The following is an 18,515-nucleotide window of genomic DNA, read 5'->3' on the forward strand; positions in this document are numbered from 1 at the left end:
AGAGAAGGGGTTATATTTCTATAATTATGCTTCTACTTTTTTCTCACGACCAAAAAGTTTTTTCAGACAACTAAATGCAACCAGAACACCAAGTACCATCAGAAGAATGGCAACGATGAACTGAAGTCCATCCACTAAGAAGGTTGCATTGCCTGCCAATGTGTTCTGCACAAGAGCAATTGTTTTCTGAACCAAAGCGGTAAAGGTTACGGCAAGCATGATAAACATTGGTGCGTACAATGTCCATCCGGTACGTCCGGTTGTTTTCAAGAATACAGCCAGTGCAATCAGTACAAGTGCGGCAAGCAGCTGGTTTGCAGAACCGAACAGTGGCCATACATTGTTATAACCACCCAGTGTCAGAAGGTAACCGAAGAACAGTGTGATAACGGTAGCAAAATATTTGTTTGTTAAAAGTCTGCGCCAAGGTTTCATCTCGGATGGGTCTGTAGTATCTAAGTAGAATAATTCCTGGAATGACATTCTTCCGATTCGAGCAACGGAGTCGAGGGAAGTAAGTGCCAGAGCGGAAACACACATTGTCATAAATACGGTAGCAACGTGTACCGGAACACCGAATTTCTCAAGGAATCCGGCAACGCCGGTTGAGAAGATGGCAAATGGTGTACCTTCCGGTGCGGAACCATTTACGGCAACAGCACCGACAACGACGAGGGCAACGATACCAAGAAGAGATTCTACAACCATGGCACCATAGCCGATCATTGGCATATCTTTTTCATTGCTGACGGTTTTTGAAGAAGTTCCGGATGATACCAGACTGTGGAAACCGGAAACGGCACCGCAGGCAATGGTTACGAAAAGCGTCGGGAACAAAGTGCTTGTGCCGGTTGCTCCTGTGATGGAGAAACCATTAAAGGCATTTAACTTCATAGCCGGATGAGCAACAATGACTCCGGCAACTGCACCAACAATCATACCTAAAAGCATGAATGTTGTCATATAATCTCTTGGCTGCATGAGAAGCCACATCGGAAGTACGGAAGCCAAAAACAGATAAGCCATAACGATGTAAATCCAGGCATCTTTGCTTGCGTAAATCGGAAAATGCATACCAACGGCAAACATAACAACAAGTAAACCAATAGCAACAAGTGCTTTTACAATTTCATTCATTTTGCCAACGCTTTTCTGAATGATTCCAAAGACGATGGCAACAACGATGAACAACATGGAAATGGAGGCGGCAGCAGAGTCAGCATATGCTTTTGCAGTACCGGTGATACCTTCTCCCTTGCCAACGAATGTTCCGGCAACCATGTCGGTGAAAGCGGCAATTACTAATAAAGTAAATAACCAGCAAAACAGCATGAACAATTTTCTACCGGTTTTACCTATGTATTTTTCAATAATCATACCCATCGATTTTCCTTCATTCTTAACCGATGCGTAAAGAGCACCAAAGTCCTGTACGGCACCGAAGAACAAACCGCCGACAATCAGCCACAGAAGAACCGGTACCCAGCCGAATACGGAAGCAAGGATTGGACCCGTGACAGGGCCGGCACCTGCAATCGATGAAAACTGGTGCGAAAATACGGTGAACTTGGAAGATGGCACATAATCCTGTCCGTCTTCTTTGGTGTAGGCCGGTGTTTTTGCTTTTGGATCAAGCCCCCATTTTTTGGCGAGCCATCGGCCATACAGAAGATAACCGGCACCTAGTGCAACAATACCAATTAATACAATTACTAATCCATTCATAAGAATTCCTCCATTCTCTCTGCTCAAAAGAGCTATATTGTATGATACGGAAGCGGCAATAAAAAAAGACCCCGTCCTCTAATGTACTTTTCATACATTGAAAGACGAAAGTCTGAAACTTCCGCGATACCACTTTGTTTGCCGCCTATGGCGACCGCTCAGTCCTATCTTTGATATCACTATCAGCAATAAGATTTTCGATAACGGGAAAACCGGTGATACTTACTCGCTTTAAAAGTTTTCGGTATACTGCTCGCAGAGGATGACAACATAAATTGCATACCGTCTCGCACCAGCCGACGGCTCTCTGAAATGCATGAAGTTTATGATGTTTTGTTCTGTTCATAGCATTTGTTCTTTGTTTACATGAAAATATAGCACTATCGTTTTTGGTTGTCAAGAGGAAATTTTTGGTTGTTTGGAGGGCAGGGGGCGGTCATATTTTTTGTTTCCGTAATTTAGCAAGAAAAGTTTGTGTGTCGTGGGCGCTTTCGCTCGTTGAGTGCGTAGCGGTATGGGTGCTTATGCTGACGCATATACAAGCACCTCATACCGACGTACTCAAAACCCACGACATCACAAATCTTTTCTTGCTAAATTACTGGAATCTAAATAAATTTTCACCGCCTCCCTGCCCTTCAAATAATCAAAACTTACAGCTTTTTTGGAGGTGGAGGTGACATTTTTCGACATTTTAACATATATTGATAGTAACTAACAAAAGAGTTGAGGTTATACGATGTATTTTTTGTTTGGAATTTTGGTTCTTATTAGTTTTGTGTTTGTGATTTTGTTTTCTTATAGGAAGAAGAAAAAAATTCTCTGCCGGCTTGCGTGCATGAATCCATGTGAAAAGGAAAATCTGCTGAATTCGCTGCTTGGACCGCTTGGTTTTTATTATGAGAGCCGGTGGGATGTGATAAGCAGCCGGACGGATGCCTGGCAGAAGGCGTTCGGGTATCTGGATGCTTATAATCGTGCGGCACCGTATTTGTCAATGGTATTTGATTCCTATCCAATATATTTTGATTATGAGGGAAGGACCTGGTTAGTCCAGATTTGGAAAGGGCAGTATGGAATTTGTACCGGATGCGAAATTGGACTTTACTATGCAGATGGAATTGTGAAAAAGAGTGATTATAAGAAAACACTTTTCCATGCGGTGGGTGAGTCAGACTGGCTGGATATGTCTGTTACGCTGTGGAAAGACGGCAAGCGGATTACCAGTTTGGATAAAAGGCACTGGTGGCTTACGGTATTTGACCCCGGAAATTTTTCGAGACCACAGGAGTTATCCATGGATGTATCGGTTCATTTCCGGAATTATGAGTTTGGAAGAAAACTTTGCGAAGCACTGATTGAGGGTGGGATAAAAGAAACGGATATTTTCTGGTCCTGTCAATCTATTTTCTTTCATGTGCCGGAAGGAAGCAGACATTTCACATTATGGCAGCGGTTTATAAGAAGTGTAATGCAGTTTAAAAACCGTGTGTACTGCCGTTTGTTCCGTTTTCTTACAAGGTGTGTGTGCACGAATTTAGACCGGATTTTGTATTTATATTTTTATCTGCCAAGATTTTTACGGCATTTGTTACGTCATTTTTCCAAGCAGTTAAAAAAAGTAAGGAGATGTCGATGAGTTATCAGAAACGATTGGATCAGGCATTTGAAAATGTTCCCGTTCTGCCTCTGGATGACAATCACAAGTATGTGGTGTTTAGTGACTGCCATCGGGGCAGTGGGAATAACAATGACAACTTTATAAAAAATGAGCATTTGTATTTGGCGGCTCTGCGGCACTATAACCGGATGCAGTACACGTATGTGGAACTGGGGGATGGCGACGAATTGTGGGAAAACCGCAAGATGGAGCAGATTTTGGAAGTGCACAACCGGGCATTTGAGCAGCTTGCATTATTTTACCGGGATGACCGATTATATATGGTATACGGTAATCATGATATGGTGAAAAAGAATGCCTCGTTTTGTAATAAGAAGTGCCAGTTATTTTACAGTGTGACAAAGCAGTGCCACGAGCCTCTTTTTCCTAATGTTTCATTTTATTCGGGCTTAATTTTAAGAAATTATGAAAAAAATACGGATATTTACATGACGCATGGGCATCAGGCTTCTTTGATGAATTCAACGTTGTGGCAGGTAAATCGTTTCCTTGTGCGCTATGTGTGGAAACCGTTAGAGCAAATTGGTGTTTTGGATCCCACAAGTGCGGCAAAGAATTATTCGGCTAAACAGCGTACGGAGCGGCGGCTCTCGGAGTGGGCAGCGCAGCGGGGAAAGACGTTGATTACCGGACACACGCACCGTCCGATGAATCAGTATCCGGATTCCTTCTATATCAACTCGGGAAGCTGTGTACATCCTTATCAGATTACGTGTCTTGAATTGGAGGGAGATGAAATTTCTCTTGTGAAATGGTATATGGATGCAAGAAAAAACGGAAATCTGTATGTGGAGAGGAGATTGCTGTAGCGGCAGACGGCGCAGAAACTGAAAAAAAGAGATTCCTTACTTGTTACGACCACCACTTCATGGTAGAATAAAACTATTACTTTGAAACACAACAGAAGGAGGATTTTCATGAAGAAGAGAAGTGCGTGGTTTGCTGCATGGTTTGCGGTTCTTATCATTGGCGTTGTGGCGATGATGGCGGTGGCACCGATGGGAAAGGCAGCGGAGCAGAAACAGTTTATAGTTGGGTTTGACGCCGAATTTCCACCATATGGATATATGGATGATAATGGAGAGTATGTCGGGTTTGATTTAGACTTAGCGGCGGAGGTCTGCAAGAGAAATGGCTGGAAATTAGTAAAACGCCCGATTGCCTGGGATTCCAAGGATTCGGAACTTGCGACAGGCGCGATTTCGTGTATCTGGAATGGATTTACGATGAATGGACGTGAGGATAATTACACGTGGTCAACAGCCTATGTGGATAACTCGCAGGTTGTCATCGTAAAAAAGGATTCAAATGTTCATAAGTTATCCGATTTGAAGGGTAAGCGGTTGATTGTTCAGAGTGATTCGTCAGCGCTCGCTGCTTTGACCGGAGACGATGCGACAAAAGAAAATAAAAAGTTAGCGGCTTCATTGAAAGATTTACAGCAGGTAGCCGATTACAATTCTGCATTTATGAATCTGGAAAGTGGTATGGTGGATGCGATTGCGATGGATATCGGCGTTGCTTCTTATCAGATGTCCGCTAAAGGCGATAATTTCCGTATGTTAGATGAGCGTCTTTCTTCGGAAGAGTATGGAATTGGTTTCAAAAAAGGAAATACGAAACTTCGTGATGAAGTGCAGAAGACTTTGCTCACGATGTTAGCGGATGGAACATTTGAGCAGATTGTAAACAAGTGGGGACTTAAGGATAGTGCGTGTCTTTCGGAAAAGGACACAACATACATAGATGGCGGAAAAGTTCCGTATGTTGATTTTTCAAAAATACAGAAAAAGAATGATAAGACGACAGAAAAATCGGATGGCGTAAAAGCAAATAAGGGTGGTATCTGGTTTATTATGAAGCAGTTAGGCAGTGGTATGTTAGCTACGCTGTCCATCTTTGTATTCACGTTGTTGTTCTCGCTTCCGCTTGGACTTTTGATTGCGGCAGTGAGAATGTCACGGTTTGCTCTGCTTCGGTGGATTGCAAAAATTTACATTTCGATTATGCGTGGTACGCCGTTGATGTTACAGCTTTTGGTTGTGTTCTTTGCTCCGTACTATGTGTTCGGAATTTCAACACCTTACATGTATCGTTTGTATGCGGTTATTATTGGATTTTCCCTGAATTATGCGGCGTATTTCGCAGAGATTTACCGTTCCGGTATTCAGAGTATTCCGCAGGGACAGCGCGAAGCGGCACAGGTCATGGGATACGGCAGACGCCAGACGTTTTTCCGTATTATTTTCCCACAGATGGTCAAACGCGTCATGCCGCCGGTAACAAATGAAGTGATTACGCTGGTTAAAGATACTTCTTTGGCATTTGCCATTGCTTACACGGAAATGTTTACAATGGCAAAACAGATTGCATCGGCACAGGCTTCGCTTATGCCACTGTTTATTGCCGGTTTATTCTATTATATATTTAACTTTGTGGTTGCCTTTGTGATGGAAGCTATTGAGAAGAAACTGGATTATTACCGCTAAGGGAAAGGAGCTACGGCATGAGTATTTTGAAAATAAAGAATATTAAAAAGAGTTTTGGTGAAGATTTGGAAGTGCTGCAGGATATCAGTCTTGCGGTAGAAGAGGGAGAAGTTGTTTCGATTCTTGGTCCGTCCGGTTCCGGTAAATCGACATTACTTCGCTGCGCAACATTTTTAGAGCAGATTGATTCCGGAAGCATTGCGTACGGCGGGAAAGTTTATGTGGAAAATGATACCGCAGGAAATGCTAAAAAACCGGAGCGCGCAAAGATTTTGGAGGCACAGTCAAACTTTGGCCTGGTTTTTCAGGACTTTAATTTGTTCCCGCATTTTTCCGTATTGCAAAATGTAATGGATGCGCCGGTGAAAAATCAGAAGCGTCCGAAACAGGAAGTGGAGAAAGAGGCACGTGCTCTGCTTGCGAAAATGGGACTGGAAGGAAAAGAAGATGCGTATCCGTGTGAACTGTCGGGTGGACAAAAACAGCGTGTTGCGATTGCGAGAGCACTTGCACTGCGTCCGAAAATGCTGTATTTTGATGAGCCGACAAGTGCACTTGACCCAGAGATTACCGCAGAGATTTTACGTGTATTAAAAGGACTTGCTGCAGAGAAAATGACGATGGTTATCGTTACGCATGAGATTGATTTTGCGAGAGCGGTTTCCGACCGTGTGATTTTTATGGATGGCGGTAAAGTAGTAGAAGAGGGTCGTCCGGAAGAAGTAATTGACAATCCGAAAAATGAGAGAACAAAAGCATTTCTCCAGAAACTGCAGGTCTAAAAAAGGGAGGCTTTTTCGATGTATGATAAATTGACGAAAAAAGACATTGAGAAAATGGAGCAGGAAGTCGAGCACCGTAAGTTAGTGGTGCGCAAAGAAGCATTGGAAGATGTCAAAGAGGCGAGGGCGCATGGCGACCTGAGCGAAAATTTTGAATACAAGGCGGCAAAAAAGTTTAAGAACGAAAATGAGAGCCGCATCCGCTATTTGGAGCGGATGATTAAGACGGCGCAGATTGTCGAGGACGAATCCGGTGAGGATGAAGTCGGGCTGAATGATTTGGTGACGGTGCATTTTGAAGATGATGGCATGGAAGAGGAATATAAAATTGTTACAACAGTCCGAAGTGATGCGCTGAATCAGATGATAAGCATTGATTCGCCGATGGGGAAAGCACTTTTGAAACACCGCGTGGGCGAGCGCGTTCTAGTGAAAGTGAACGATAAAGTCAGTTATTATGTGACGATTCACGGGATTCGCAAAAACGATGATGAATCGGAAGAAATTAATAAATTCTAGGTTTTTGCAACGAATCCGATGGAAAGGAAATGAGGAACATGTGGTATACCTGTGTTCAGTGTGGAAAAAAATTTGAATTATCCGAGGCGGAGAAAGATTTTTATGAAGAGAAAAATCTTTCTCTTCCAAAGCGCTGCAAGGAATGTCGGAAGAGAAACCGCATTGAGAAAAATGAAGCGGTTGTTCCGCGAGGGAAAGAAAGAAGAAAACGCCGGAAAAATGCTTTGAGGCAGGTGCCGGTTACGACTTTGATTCTTTTGATTGCGCTTACGTTTGTTTATATTTCGTTTGTGCGGAAGCCGGAAAGCAGTACGCCGAAACAAACTAAGTTAACGCAGGTTACAGAGAATCCGAATTCGAGCATACAAAAAGCAGTCCTTTTTCAAAGTGATGAAAAGTTAAAGGAGCATTATGAAAAACATGGCAAAGCAATGGGATTCGCGTCGGCAGAGGAGTATCTGGCGGCTGCCAATGCGGTGATTTTAAATGAGGAAGCACTGCATAAAACGCAGAAAGATGGAGATGATGTATATTATCTGGAAGAGACCAACGATTTTGTTGTGGTTTCGCCACAGGGGTATTTGCGGACGTATTTTCGACCGGAAGATGGGATAAAATATTATCGGCGGCAGTAGGCTGCCGATTTTTTTAGTTAAAAAATAAAATGAATTTAACTAGACAAATTTGACATTTTAGTATAATATGACTGTATAACAAGACAAAGGTGGCGTGTTAAAATGAGTCGATTAAATTATAAAGAATACCAAAAACTAATTGGTGATAGAATAAAGCAATATCGTGTTAATGCTGGAATTTCACAGAAAGATTTAGAGAATGAATCGGGAGTGTCCGTTCGCAGCATATCCAGATTAGAGCAGGGAGCATCGGTTCAACTTGAGAGTTTAATAAAAATTTTAACGGCGCTTAATCTGGATGCCAATCTTGATTTGTTAATACCTGACCAGACAAAACGACCATCTTTTTACTTAGAAGATAGCCGGAAGCCAAAGCAGCGAGTTCGCAAAAAAGAGCGTTCTAATGATAATTTTAAATGGGGAGATGAGAAATAATGAATACAACAGCAGAAGTATATTTATGGGGAACCAGAGTTGGGATAATTCATCAGGATTTAGATAAACCGTATGCATCATTTGAATATGATAGTGAGTTTTTGAAAAGCGGAATAGAAATTTCACCGATAAGAATGCCACTTAGCAACATTGTTTATGAGTTTCCTCTTCTTTCAGGAGAACCTTTTTTTGGTATGCCGGGATTAGTTGTAGATTCCTTACCAGATACATTTGGAAATAAGGTAATAGAACAATGGCTTATTTCACAGGGAAAATCAATAAAAGATTTTACAGCAATTGATAGATTGTGTTATACGGGAAAGAGAGGAATGGGAGCTCTTGAGTATGTACCTGCAAGTTCGGAAATGAGTGACATTGATGAGAATATTAATGTATCTGAAATGGTTAAATTTGCATCTGATGTGCTAAATCAGAGAAAATTAATTACGTTAAATGCACAGGAAAAATTAACATATTCACAATTGGTACAGGTGGGAAGTTCTGCTGGTGGTGCACGAGCGAAGGCATTAATAGCATGGAATGAAAAAACAAATGAGATTCGTTCCGGACAGCTCAATCTTGATGAGAATTATGATTATTGGCTGATGAAGTTCGATAATGTGGCAAAGAATGGTGATCATGGATTGGAGGATGTGCCGGAGTACACGTTAATCGAATATGCATATTATAAAATGGCATTGGATGCCGGAATTTTGATGAGTGATTGCAGAATATATTCAAATGCCGGAGAAAACCATTTTATGACAAAGAGATTTGACCGTATTCATGGAAAAAAAGTGCATATGCAGTCGCTTGGGGCGATGGCACATATTAGTTATAAAGAGCCAAGATTATGTAGTTATGAAATGGCAGCAGGGTATATGCGGGAAATCTATTTACCAATGAAAGATATTGAGCAATTTTATAGTAGAATGGTATTTAACTGTGTAGCGGTTAATCAAGATGATCATGTAAAAAATATATCATTCCTAATGAATCGAAGTGGAGAATGGAGGCTGTCACCAGCATATGATGTAACTTATTCTTATGATGTTACCAATAAGTGGTTAAGTGCACACCAGATGACGATTAATGGGAAAAAGAGCAATATAAATCTTACTGATTTGCTGATGGCTGGTGAGAATATGGGGCTTAAAAAGAAAAAGTGTAAGGATATCATTTCCCAAATTAGTTTAGTTGTTTCTGATTTTGAAAAATATGCGGAGGAGTTGAATATAAGGGAAAAGACATTTTGTGATATCAAGAAGATTCTTGATCAAAATAAGGTGGAAGTATAGAAAAAAATATTTCCCCCTCTTGACGAATTTTGTGAATGGTGCTATAACAGAGTTGTAACTAAAAAACAATTATAACAAGAGAAACGAAACGCCAATTTAATATCGACATTCCGCAAACTTCCCTATGTTATCAATTTGTATGAATGGAGGAAAAGACAAATGACTACTTTAAAAGTACAAAGAAGAAACATGGAAACTAAGGCTAAAAAGCTGAGAAGAGAAGGCTATGTTACAGGTAACCTTTTTGGCAAAGAAATCGAGGGTTCGATTCCACTGCAGATTGAAAAGCAGGAGGCAGAGAGAATCGAAAGAGAGTGCATGAAAGGAAGCCAGCTCTACCTTGAGTTAGACGGGAAAACATATGATGTGTTAATCAAAGAGATGGATTACCGTCCGATGGACCATCAGATTCTTGAGATGGATTTCCAGGCATTAGTAAAAGGTGAGAAAGTACATTCCGTTGCGGAAGTGATTCTTTTGAATAAAGAGAAAGTAACCGAAGGTGTACTCGAGCAGCTTCTGGAAGAGATTGCTTATAAGGCAACGCCGGAGGAATTGGTTGAAAAGGTTGAGATAGACTGTGCTGCTCTGAGACTGGGTGATACGTTGAAAGTAGCAGACCTTGACATTGCAAAGAATGATAAGATTGATTTGCAGACCGACCTTGATGCACCGATTGTCAGCATCCTTGCAAGCAACAATGAAGTGCCGGAGGATGAAGAGGAATCGGCTGAAGAATAATGGATTAAATCCCCATGAGTGACTTATTTCTCATGGGGATTTTTATAAAATTACAGTTAGTATTCTACTTTATAATATGGGGTTAGTATACCGGCTTGGTTTCGAAACCAACTGTGAATAGAGGAGAACATGATATTATGGTGATAAAGCCATGGCTTTGAAATAAGTTCTTCCTCAATATAATATTTTAAGAGTTTCATATTTTCATAAGTATCTACCAGTATAATAAATTGCATTTCTCCAGGATAATTTTTATAATAGGTCTCCAATTTGTGTATTGCATTTCGGATTGTTTTTTTATTTACATTCTTTATGTATTCAAAATAGTTTTTTTGCTGATTTTGTATACATAGATGCATCTTAAAAAAAGTATCATTATCAGTAATCTTTTTTGATATATCATAGTATACAAAATAAGGATCGAATAACAAGGAATTTAAAACAACTTGATTCGAAATGATACAGTTAATAGTATCAAATATGATTATACCGGCGCTATCCGAGCATAGTTTTTGTTGAGGCTCATAGTCTAAAGGAGCCTTTATACGTTTTATATATTGCTTTCCCTTTGCGGTAATATGATAGAACGCTACATGACGGTCATCGATACATTTTGGATTATTATTGTGATTATTATGACATAGAACTTCAGCTTGAAGTACTCCCATGTAGCCTAGGTAGCATATAATATTGGATAATTTTTCTTGAGAAATTGAAAAATCAAGTAAATGCAAATAAAGATACAGTTGTGAGAAAAGCATACCCTTTCCTGCGGCTAAAATACCTAATACAGCCAAACAAAGTGAGTGGTCTATTTTATTTGGGGTTGTTTTGTCAAATTTATAATTACTAAGGAAGACAGAACAATTTTCTGTGCAAAAAAAGGGCTCCTGAATAATTTCGGTAAGCTGTCTGTTAAAAAAGTTCTTTGATTTGTAAAAGAAACCAGAACGCCAATGATTGTATTTTGAGGACATGTATTCACCTCCTGAGCAATTTAAGTTGTAGTTGCCATTTTTTATTTTCTGAAGCCACCCATGCATGGAACTATAATTTTTGCAATTGTATAAAATTGTTGCATATTCCTTCCTTTTTTGTGGTTCTTCGCTAATAAGCAGATTTATTTGCGTGTTTATATATTGCTTTACATCATTAAAAAAGGAATGCATAATATCTAAATCAATGTTTTTGTAATAGTTACTCCATCCACGGTTAAAGGCACCCAATAAAACAAAACGCTGTTCAACGGACAAAGATTTGTTGTGTAGAATTTTGTCAATGCGCATAAAGACATTATTTTGGCTCTTTTTTGATACCGAAGGAGTATAAGTTCCATCTTGTTTTAATGTGAAACCATATCCTAAAAAATTAAGTTCGGAGGGTAAACAAATATTTGTTTTTTCTGAATTCAAAGTGAGCTGTAAATTATTTTGAATAAAAGATGTTACATCAGTTAAAATGTTCTGTGCCTCCGTTTTTGTATTGCAAAAGATAACCATATCATCAGCATAGCGAACAAAGGGGATTTCTTGTTTCTCTAAGTATTTATCTAACACATCTAAATAAATATTAGCCATAAGTGGGCTTAATGCTGAACCTTGTGAAATTCCCATTGTTTTTTTGTCGTTTTTCTTGCCCTTTTCTACTACTTTAATTTTAACATAACGTTGAATTAGAGAGAGCAGTTTATTGTCCTTTATTTCTTTTTCTAAAAGTTCAAAAAGGAGTTTATGATTTACGGTGTCAAAAAATTTGCGAATGTCTAAATCTACGATTACCTGCATACCATTGTTAATGTGCATAAGGCAGCTATCAATTGCATCTAAACAGTTTCTTCCCTTACGAAAGCCATAGCTGCTTTCACTAAATAAAGGTTCATAGTGAGGTGAAAGAGCCAGTTGCATAGCATATAGAATCAGGCGGTCAGTCATACATGGAATTTCTAATTTTCTTTTCTCTTTTTTTCCCGGTTTTGCAATATAGCATGCCATAACAGGTCTTGGTTTGTATGTTCCGTTTTCAAGTTTTTGTTTAATAATATTTTTGTTTTTGTGCCAGTATTCGGAAAATGCATCCATGGACATTTTATCAATTCCCGGGATTCCCTTTTTCTTATTCAGATGTTCAAGGGCTGTATTTAAGTTATTTTCAGATAAAATTTCTTGCAATGTCATACTAATCGCCTCCGTTCTGTGTAAAGGTTCTAACAAAAGTTTTTTGTATTCCATAGTCAGGAAGTCTCTTTTTTCCTGTTGTATTGCCATTATAAACGGACCATCCGCCAATCTGATTGAGAATAGCTTCTAATTCAAAAGCATCTCGGCGTTTCATGTCGGAACGGTCTTTTCCTAAGCAATCGCACCATAATTCCAGTAAACATATCTCTGTTTTCCTAGATAAAGTAAGATAATTGTCGATAAGCCCCTGTCTCGGATCTGATTCCATGGCAAGTCGCTGGTTTTCTTTTGCCAGACATTCAATATCTTTTTCAAGAAATAGAGGTTCGCCCTGTTTATAATATGTTATTGCTTCGGCCCAGAGTTGTTTAATTTCATCCTCATTTATATCCCATGGTTTTTTGTGGCCTTTTCCGGAAACATTTACCGGCCAGAACCGGCGGTTGCCAGTAATATCACGTAAAAATCCATCGTTTGTATTGGTAGTACCGACAATAATTGAACTTCGTGGATGTGTTGAGACATGGATTTCATAGGGAGCACGATACTGGTCATCCATTCTTGATAAAAATGATTTTACAGTTTCTACTTCCACTTTTCGAATGCCTGCCAATTCGCTGAGTTCCATAATCCATATGCCTTGTAACTTTTCCGCTGCAGATTTATCTTTCATGTCTGCAATTGTCATGGAATCGGAATACCACGCTTGTCCCATCTTTTTAAATAAAGTACTTTTACCAATTCCTTGTTCACCACATAAAACTAAAATGGTATCGAATTTTATTCCGGGTCTGAAAATACGAGCAACGGCAGCTACAAATGTTTTGCGAGAGATAGCACGAACATAAGGAGTATCTTCTGCACCTAAGTAATCAATTAAGATAGTATCCAATCGGTTTGTTCCATCCCAATTCAAAGATTTTAAGTAGTTTTTTATTGGATGGTATCTTTTTTCTGAACTTAGTGTAGCATAAAGTGCATCTTTACATTTTCTGGGAGCATATATATGGTAATTATCTTCCAGATACATTTGTAAACAGGGAAAATCCGTAGTATCCCATCCGGAAGCTTCGGTTTTCCATGGAACTGCCCCAATAATATCAAGTGTTTTTTTCATTTCATTAAAAACAATATTTTTGAGGTTTGGGTCAGATTTTAAAATGAGGGCAATGTTAGGCATTGTACATAAAGCCTCACCATTCATATTACGGGTCAACCTGTTTTGCCACACATTATTATTAGGCAAATTCATAACCATCACCTCCCTGTGGTATGACGTTTTGACTAATTGGGGTAAATTCCTCGTCTGCTGAGACATGTCCATTTAATCCCGGGCCATCTTTAATCTTTTGAATGTTCCCAAGCAAAGAAGCAATTCCCTTGTTTCCTCCGACATTATAGCCATAAAATACGATGCTGACATTTCCATAGCATCCGGAATAAAAATCATTCGGATTTGTAATTGGCTGCACATTTTGGTCGACGATTTGTGGAGGCTGCTTAGACTTTGCAGCAATATAGTAACATCCACGGAAAATAGGATTATCAGGTTTTTCTACATCCCCATCGTGGAGTGGAGATTTGCAATTAGCAGGAATGCTGCCACCCCATTTGGCTACAGACTTGTTTTTTACATATTCTAGAGTTGCGTTAATCATTTCCAGAGTATGTAAATCTTTTTTGTCAATGATAGCAATTAATGAATATTTTTTTCCTCCGAATAAAGTGCAAGGTTCCCAACAGTTCAAATATGCGATTCTACATGGAATAATAATTCTGCTTTTTTTTGCCATATCATTTTTCCTCCTTTGATTCATAGTTTTTGCTTTCGATAAATTTGTTTTCTTCGACAGCTACACAATAATATTGTAGTATGCAGCTTAGTGCATCAGACAAATTGGAAATACTGTCGATTACTTCTTCTAAAAACATTTTGACGAGTTCATCAGGCATCAAATTCCCCCCTTTTTCATTTGATTTACCTTTTGTTTGAGTGGACCTTCAATTAAATTTCGTAAAAAAGGACTTTTTTTCCAGTCTTTTCTTCGATGCAGTTCAGAAATACTTTTGCCGTATCGAAAAAACTCGTGCGCTTTCTTTCGATAACGGATATAATATAAATAGTAAGTTTTGTCGTGTGCTTTGAAGTAAAACTGGAGAATACCTCTTCTTTTGCAAGGTATTGAGTAAATAACATTTTTCCGCATATTTTGTTCACCTCCTTTGTGCTGAACTAACGAGTGAATATCTTGTGTGATAAATATAATAAAAAATAGTAACCAAAAAGTAACGAAAATACGAAAGGGGCAAATGGATGAAAACAATTTTAAAATTAACGGAACATTTATTGATTGATTTATCTACTGGGGAGTGTTATGACCAAGAGGGATACAGTAATTCACAGCTTAGAGAACGCCTTACATCAGGTCAATTAAAACTGCTGAATTATTTTGTGGAGAACAGGGAGCTGCTATGTTCTTTCAGTCAGTTAGAAGGATTATTTGATGATGAGTTAGGCGATTATAAAATGCCGGGAATTAAACAGCAGATATGGAGGATTAAGCAAAAGTTAAATAATATAGATATTAATTTTGGAGCGGATGAATCAAAATGGGTATTTCAATCTGTATCTGGACGTGGTTACATATTTCATATGCCAATCCATGGAAGAATTTATCAACGTAATGCACCTAGTGATTTTTTATGGCACATTACGCCGGAGTTTTGTGCAAATTTATTTCTTCATAATGATGAGGACAAAGAAAAATTACGACATCATTTTTTTTCAGGGGAAGCAGATTGCAAAGTTACAATGCAGGCGGTTTGTAATGAGATGCACTTTATGAATTTGCAATACCGGAATATTTTACAGAGTGTGATGGCGCGGATTCCTAAATCGGATACAATTGCGCCGATTATGCTAATGGGTGATAAAGGGAGTGGAGTATCTACGCTTACATGTGCTTTAGGAAAATATTTGTCAGAAGAAAAACCCAATTGGAATGTATACTATTGTGATTTATCGAGAATCCAATTTAAAGGAAAACAGACACTTAATGAGATATTTATGTACTTAGATGAAAATCATATCGGCAAAGTAAGGAAAAATGTGATTATAATTGACAATCCACAAGATAATGCAGAAATATTTGAATCTATTTATTCGTTCTTTATGCAAAATAATTTTGAGAATATTCATTTTGTTATAACAGGTTATAAAGCATCGTTGCTTCCGTTTTTGAAAGATAGTTCCCTTTTGTTAAATAATATTTTTCCTTATGCATTTTATATTAGCAATCAGGAAAGAAAAAGAATCCTATCGTCATCTATACAATTTCAAACGCTGGAATATTATGATTTTCCAACGGAAGTTAAAGTTCAGGCGGTTAATGGAATGGCAGATAGTTATTTAATTATGAAACCTATAGAGAAAGACATTGTTACAAAAATTCTGTCCGATTTAGAATATGAAGTTAAGAATATAAAAGAGTTGTTTTTGGAGTTTGTATATCAATATAATAGTATTTTGTTTGAGAGGGGTATTTCACAGAAATGCATATATATTCCGAATATGGAAATGGAATGGAGCGAGTGGGAAGTGAAGTGCGAGACTCTCGATGCAGACTGCAATAAAATATTGTTATCGGAATTGTTTCCATATATTGCGGTGCTGAACATATTAGATATTCCCGTGACTTTTGAATTAGTTCGTAAAATGACCGGCTATTCCTACCAAAATCGATTATTGCGTCTGTTTTATAAAAAATACGGAAATATATGGTTTGAAAATGGCGAGTTTATATTTCGCAATGAAAGTATTCCCTTTATATTCTTTTCCATGTTTCCTGAATATAAGCCGCTGTTTTTTATTCAGGAATTAATTGCCCATGATTATATGGATTGTTCAACATTGCTTCTTTTTATAAAGCACGTTATATGGTATCCGCTTAAATGCTATAAGGATACTTCATGGCATCCGTATGTTGAAAAATTAATAGAAATGCTTCAAAAAAATGGTGCTTATCAAAGGATATGTAATGATTATTTAAAAGATAATAATTTGAAAAATCTTACTGATGTATGGGAGCAGGAGTCTAGACCGGTTATTGATTATGTGCATGCATTGAAATTTTTTCATTATTGTCAGTCGCAATAGTTGTTGCCAATGTTGCCGATAAAACTGCAAACCTCTTTTTGCTTAGTGTATTCTACTTTCTGGTTTTATCGGCAACATGATAATATATTTGTATTACTTTATTAAAAGAAATAGTATTTTTGTTATTTGCTTACAAAGTAAATATATGGTAATATATTTTTCGGATGAGTAAGAAGAAGATACATAGAGTGGTTGATAAAATGAAGGAGGGATTATGAAATAGTGAGTAGAAACAAGGATTTTCCTGAATTTGGAAAAAATAGGATTTAGTACTACAAGCACTTACCCAGCAAATTGACATTTAGAAGGAGGCTTTACTATGATGAAACAAAAATATTTTACTGTTTTAATACTGTTAATTGCATTAACAGTATCCTCTTTAGATTTTACATTTGTAAGCAAGGCAGACTCTCAGGATAACGCACCAACTGTAATTAAAACTTGCAGTTGTACTATTAATGGGACCGAACGGGTTTTAACCTTATATTCAAATGGTAAACTTTTTTTTAAAGTATTAAATTCAACTTATTCAGAGCTTTTAGATTTAGATATAACAGCTGTTGGTTTTGATAAGCTTGGGACCCTATATTGTATTGATTCTGACAATATTATACGTTGGTGGAATTACGACTTAGCATACGACGCTCCCGGCCTAAATGCCATCTTTATATCAGTAAATAATGAAGAAATAGGTATCGATAATGTTAAAGAATTAATACTTGATGAAGACAACAACTATGTTATTGGTTTTAGAACTTTTTCTGGAGATACTTATCCAACATTAACAATGTCGGAAATGAAAGCTTACTATGATATTCCTGACAGTCCTACACCAACGCCTACTCCGACCGCACCAGTATCTACTCCTTCTGCAGCTCCAAAAGTTACCCCTACTACTCCTCCAAAAAACACAACTGATCCTGTTGTTACACCAAAAACAGTTACAACAAAGAAAGTTGTTAAAAAGAAAGCTGGTTATTCCTGTCTTTCTATTGGAAATAAAGTAACTAGCAAGTACAAACTTGCAAAGGGTAAACTTACTTGGAAAGGAAGCAGCAAGAGTAAGAAATATTCTGGAATTAAGTCAGCTGCATTCATAAAGAAAAGTGGCAACCTTGTCTTTTTGACTAAAAAAGGTAAAGTATACACCTTATCTCCTAAAGGGAAGAAAAAGTGTATTGTTAAAAAAAAGGGTAAAAAACTTATCTTAAAAAATAAGTTTGCAGTAAAAGTCCAGGTAGGCAAGAAGTTTATTAACATAGCTAATAAGTGAAAATTTTAGTGCTAAATCCTAGGAGAGGAAATGATTTTATTGTTTCCTCTCCTTTATACATATAACGCAATAATATAAAAAAATAATTTTGTTTAAAATTAGGCTATGTCGACAGACATATTATTACTAGGGTGGTACAGGTAGAAAGGAGGTGAAAGCTAATGTTAAAAAAAAGAGAAAAAAAGGTAGCAATGATGAATTAAGAGAGTTGGAGTTGGAACTGGGGCATACGAACATCGACAATTTCCCAAAAGAAAAAGATACGCAACGCAAAGAAGAAAATTATGTAGCCGTAATTTTTTTTGGGTTGTGTGTTCACTTTATGTAGTGGCTTGACTAAGAAAGGAAAATAATGTAAAATTAATTGCATCAAAGAAAGAGGTGACGAGTATGATAAATTTTAATAAAACACAACAGATGACGGATATTATAAATGAATCTATACAATATAGTGGGATTGAAAAAGAAGTTATTGGAACACCAATATATAATCGCTTACATAGAGTATTACAAAACTCCATGGTTTACTTGACATATCCATCTAACAAAGTAATATAATGGTCTCATAAATTAAGACACTGAACACGACATTTCTTAATGAATC

General features: G+C 37.9%; 17 protein-coding genes, 1 pseudogene and 1 other annotated feature. Of the genes and pseudogenes, 13 read left to right on the top strand and 5 right to left on the bottom strand.

Annotation, left to right across the window (positions count from 1 at the left end):
- Positions 1-24: 24 nt before the first annotated feature.
- Entirely contained in the window at positions 25-1,725 is a 1,701-nt protein-coding gene (locus DW005_RS01090) for a carbon starvation CstA family protein (RefSeq protein ID WP_117477814.1), read from the bottom strand.
- Between the two features lie 97 nt (positions 1,726-1,822).
- Positions 1,823-2,080: a binding site (T-box leader), on the bottom strand.
- Positions 2,081-2,464: 384 nt separating this feature from the next.
- Here DW005_RS01090 and DW005_RS01095 point away from each other — a divergent pair.
- The 10 genes and pseudogenes from DW005_RS01095 (at position 2,465) to DW005_RS01135 (ending at position 10,305) form a co-directional block, all read left to right on the top strand.
- Entirely contained in the window at positions 2,465-3,364 is a 900-nt protein-coding gene (locus DW005_RS01095; RefSeq protein WP_117477815.1) for a DUF4474 domain-containing protein, read from the top strand.
- Positions 3,361-4,215 carry a metallophosphoesterase gene (locus DW005_RS01100; protein ID WP_117477816.1) on the top strand — a complete coding sequence of 285 codons (855 nt, stop codon included), beginning with the start codon at positions 3,361-3,363 and terminating at the stop codon, positions 4,213-4,215. The genes DW005_RS01095 and DW005_RS01100 overlap by 4 nt, the downstream gene beginning before the upstream one ends.
- A gap of 189 nt (positions 4,216-4,404) precedes the next feature.
- Positions 4,405-5,094 (top strand): annotated as a pseudogene (locus DW005_RS14085) (amino acid ABC transporter substrate-binding protein); the annotation flags it as partial.
- Positions 5,095-5,262: 168 nt separating this feature from the next.
- On the top strand, positions 5,263-5,895 hold the full coding sequence (locus DW005_RS14090; RefSeq protein WP_242989333.1) for an amino acid ABC transporter permease: 633 nt from the start codon (positions 5,263-5,265) through the stop codon (positions 5,893-5,895).
- Positions 5,896-5,912: 17 nt separating this feature from the next.
- On the top strand, positions 5,913-6,677 hold the full coding sequence (locus DW005_RS01110) for an amino acid ABC transporter ATP-binding protein (protein ID WP_117477817.1): 765 nt from the start codon (positions 5,913-5,915) through the stop codon (positions 6,675-6,677).
- 18 nt (positions 6,678-6,695) lie between these two features.
- A complete protein-coding gene (gene greA / locus DW005_RS01115; RefSeq protein ID WP_117477818.1) occupies positions 6,696-7,196 on the top strand; it encodes a transcription elongation factor GreA in 501 nt (166 codons plus the stop codon).
- 38 nt (positions 7,197-7,234) lie between these two features.
- Positions 7,235-7,831, top strand: coding sequence for a zinc-ribbon domain containing protein (locus tag DW005_RS13975; protein WP_207658721.1), 597 nt, complete (start codon positions 7,235-7,237; stop codon positions 7,829-7,831).
- Positions 7,832-7,933: 102 nt separating this feature from the next.
- A complete protein-coding gene (locus DW005_RS01125) occupies positions 7,934-8,266 on the top strand; it encodes a helix-turn-helix domain-containing protein (RefSeq protein WP_117477819.1) in 333 nt (110 codons plus the stop codon).
- Entirely contained in the window at positions 8,266-9,564 is a 1,299-nt protein-coding gene (locus tag DW005_RS01130) for a type II toxin-antitoxin system HipA family toxin (RefSeq protein WP_117477820.1), read from the top strand. Before DW005_RS01125 ends, DW005_RS01130 begins: the two co-directional genes overlap by 1 nt.
- A gap of 159 nt (positions 9,565-9,723) precedes the next feature.
- Positions 9,724-10,305: a 50S ribosomal protein L25 gene (locus DW005_RS01135; protein WP_117477821.1), complete on the top strand. Its 582-nt coding sequence runs from the start codon at positions 9,724-9,726 to the stop codon at positions 10,303-10,305.
- Between the two features lie 56 nt (positions 10,306-10,361).
- Here the strand turns inward: DW005_RS01135 and ltrA are convergent, their stop codons facing one another.
- Genes ltrA through DW005_RS13720 form a run of 4 tightly spaced genes read right to left on the bottom strand, consistent with a single transcriptional unit; the run spans position 10,362 to position 14,435 of the window.
- Positions 10,362-12,479 carry a group II intron reverse transcriptase/maturase gene (gene ltrA, locus DW005_RS01140; RefSeq protein WP_022377613.1) on the bottom strand — a complete coding sequence of 706 codons (2,118 nt, stop codon included), beginning with the start codon at positions 12,477-12,479 and terminating at the stop codon, positions 10,362-10,364.
- A gap of 1 nt (position 12,480) precedes the next feature.
- Positions 12,481-13,734 (bottom strand): virulence-associated E family protein, encoded by a 1,254-nt coding sequence (locus DW005_RS01145; RefSeq protein ID WP_022377614.1) that lies wholly within the window; start codon positions 13,732-13,734, stop codon positions 12,481-12,483.
- Complete coding sequence (locus tag DW005_RS01150; protein WP_117477824.1) at positions 13,721-14,275, bottom strand: DUF2815 family protein; 555 nt, start codon at positions 14,273-14,275, stop codon at positions 13,721-13,723. Before DW005_RS01150 ends, DW005_RS01145 begins: the two co-directional genes overlap by 14 nt.
- 1 nt (position 14,276) lies before the next feature.
- Positions 14,277-14,435: a hypothetical protein gene (locus tag DW005_RS13720; RefSeq protein WP_022377615.1), complete on the bottom strand. Its 159-nt coding sequence runs from the start codon at positions 14,433-14,435 to the stop codon at positions 14,277-14,279.
- Positions 14,436-14,796: 361 nt separating this feature from the next.
- Between DW005_RS13720 and DW005_RS01160 the strand changes: the two genes are divergently transcribed.
- The 3 genes from DW005_RS01160 (at position 14,797) to DW005_RS13725 (ending at position 18,239) form a co-directional block, all read left to right on the top strand.
- Entirely contained in the window at positions 14,797-16,638 is a 1,842-nt protein-coding gene (locus DW005_RS01160) for a hypothetical protein (RefSeq protein WP_117477825.1), read from the top strand.
- A 319-nt stretch (positions 16,639-16,957) separates the two neighbouring features.
- Positions 16,958-17,911, top strand: a complete 954-nt coding sequence (locus DW005_RS01165) for a hypothetical protein (RefSeq protein WP_117477826.1) — start codon at positions 16,958-16,960, stop codon at positions 17,909-17,911.
- 151 nt (positions 17,912-18,062) lie between these two features.
- Positions 18,063-18,239: a hypothetical protein gene (locus tag DW005_RS13725; RefSeq protein WP_181974901.1), complete on the top strand. Its 177-nt coding sequence runs from the start codon at positions 18,063-18,065 to the stop codon at positions 18,237-18,239.
- Positions 18,240-18,515: the final 276 nt, after the last annotated feature.

Source organism: Clostridium sp. AF36-4, from assembly GCF_003435975.1.
Classification (GTDB): Bacteria; Bacillota; Clostridia; order Lachnospirales; family Lachnospiraceae; genus Eubacterium_F.

Coding starts and splice junctions, on each gene's coding strand:
- DW005_RS01095 (WP_117477815.1), top strand. CDS start 2,465: ATGTATTTTTTGTTTGGAATTTTGGTTCTTATTAGTTTTGTGTTTGTG.
- DW005_RS01165 (WP_117477826.1), top strand. CDS start 16,958: ATGATGAAACAAAAATATTTTACTGTTTTAATACTGTTAATTGCATTA.
- DW005_RS01100 (WP_117477816.1), top strand. CDS start 3,361: ATGAGTTATCAGAAACGATTGGATCAGGCATTTGAAAATGTTCCCGTT.
- DW005_RS01160 (WP_117477825.1), top strand. CDS start 14,797: ATGAAAACAATTTTAAAATTAACGGAACATTTATTGATTGATTTATCT.
- DW005_RS01090 (WP_117477814.1), bottom strand. CDS start 1,725: ATGAATGGATTAGTAATTGTATTAATTGGTATTGTTGCACTAGGTGCC.
- DW005_RS13975 (WP_207658721.1), top strand. CDS start 7,235: ATGTGGTATACCTGTGTTCAGTGTGGAAAAAAATTTGAATTATCCGAG.
- DW005_RS01135 (WP_117477821.1), top strand. CDS start 9,724: ATGACTACTTTAAAAGTACAAAGAAGAAACATGGAAACTAAGGCTAAA.
- ltrA (WP_022377613.1), bottom strand. CDS start 12,479: ATGACATTGCAAGAAATTTTATCTGAAAATAACTTAAATACAGCCCTT.
- DW005_RS01150 (WP_117477824.1), bottom strand. CDS start 14,275: ATGGCAAAAAAAAGCAGAATTATTATTCCATGTAGAATCGCATATTTG.
- DW005_RS01130 (WP_117477820.1), top strand. CDS start 8,266: ATGAATACAACAGCAGAAGTATATTTATGGGGAACCAGAGTTGGGATA.
- DW005_RS13720 (WP_022377615.1), bottom strand. CDS start 14,435: ATGCCTGATGAACTCGTCAAAATGTTTTTAGAAGAAGTAATCGACAGT.
- greA (WP_117477818.1), top strand. CDS start 6,696: ATGTATGATAAATTGACGAAAAAAGACATTGAGAAAATGGAGCAGGAA.
- DW005_RS14090 (WP_242989333.1), top strand. CDS start 5,263: ATGAAGCAGTTAGGCAGTGGTATGTTAGCTACGCTGTCCATCTTTGTA.
- DW005_RS01110 (WP_117477817.1), top strand. CDS start 5,913: ATGAGTATTTTGAAAATAAAGAATATTAAAAAGAGTTTTGGTGAAGAT.
- DW005_RS01125 (WP_117477819.1), top strand. CDS start 7,934: ATGAGTCGATTAAATTATAAAGAATACCAAAAACTAATTGGTGATAGA.
- DW005_RS01145 (WP_022377614.1), bottom strand. CDS start 13,734: ATGAATTTGCCTAATAATAATGTGTGGCAAAACAGGTTGACCCGTAAT.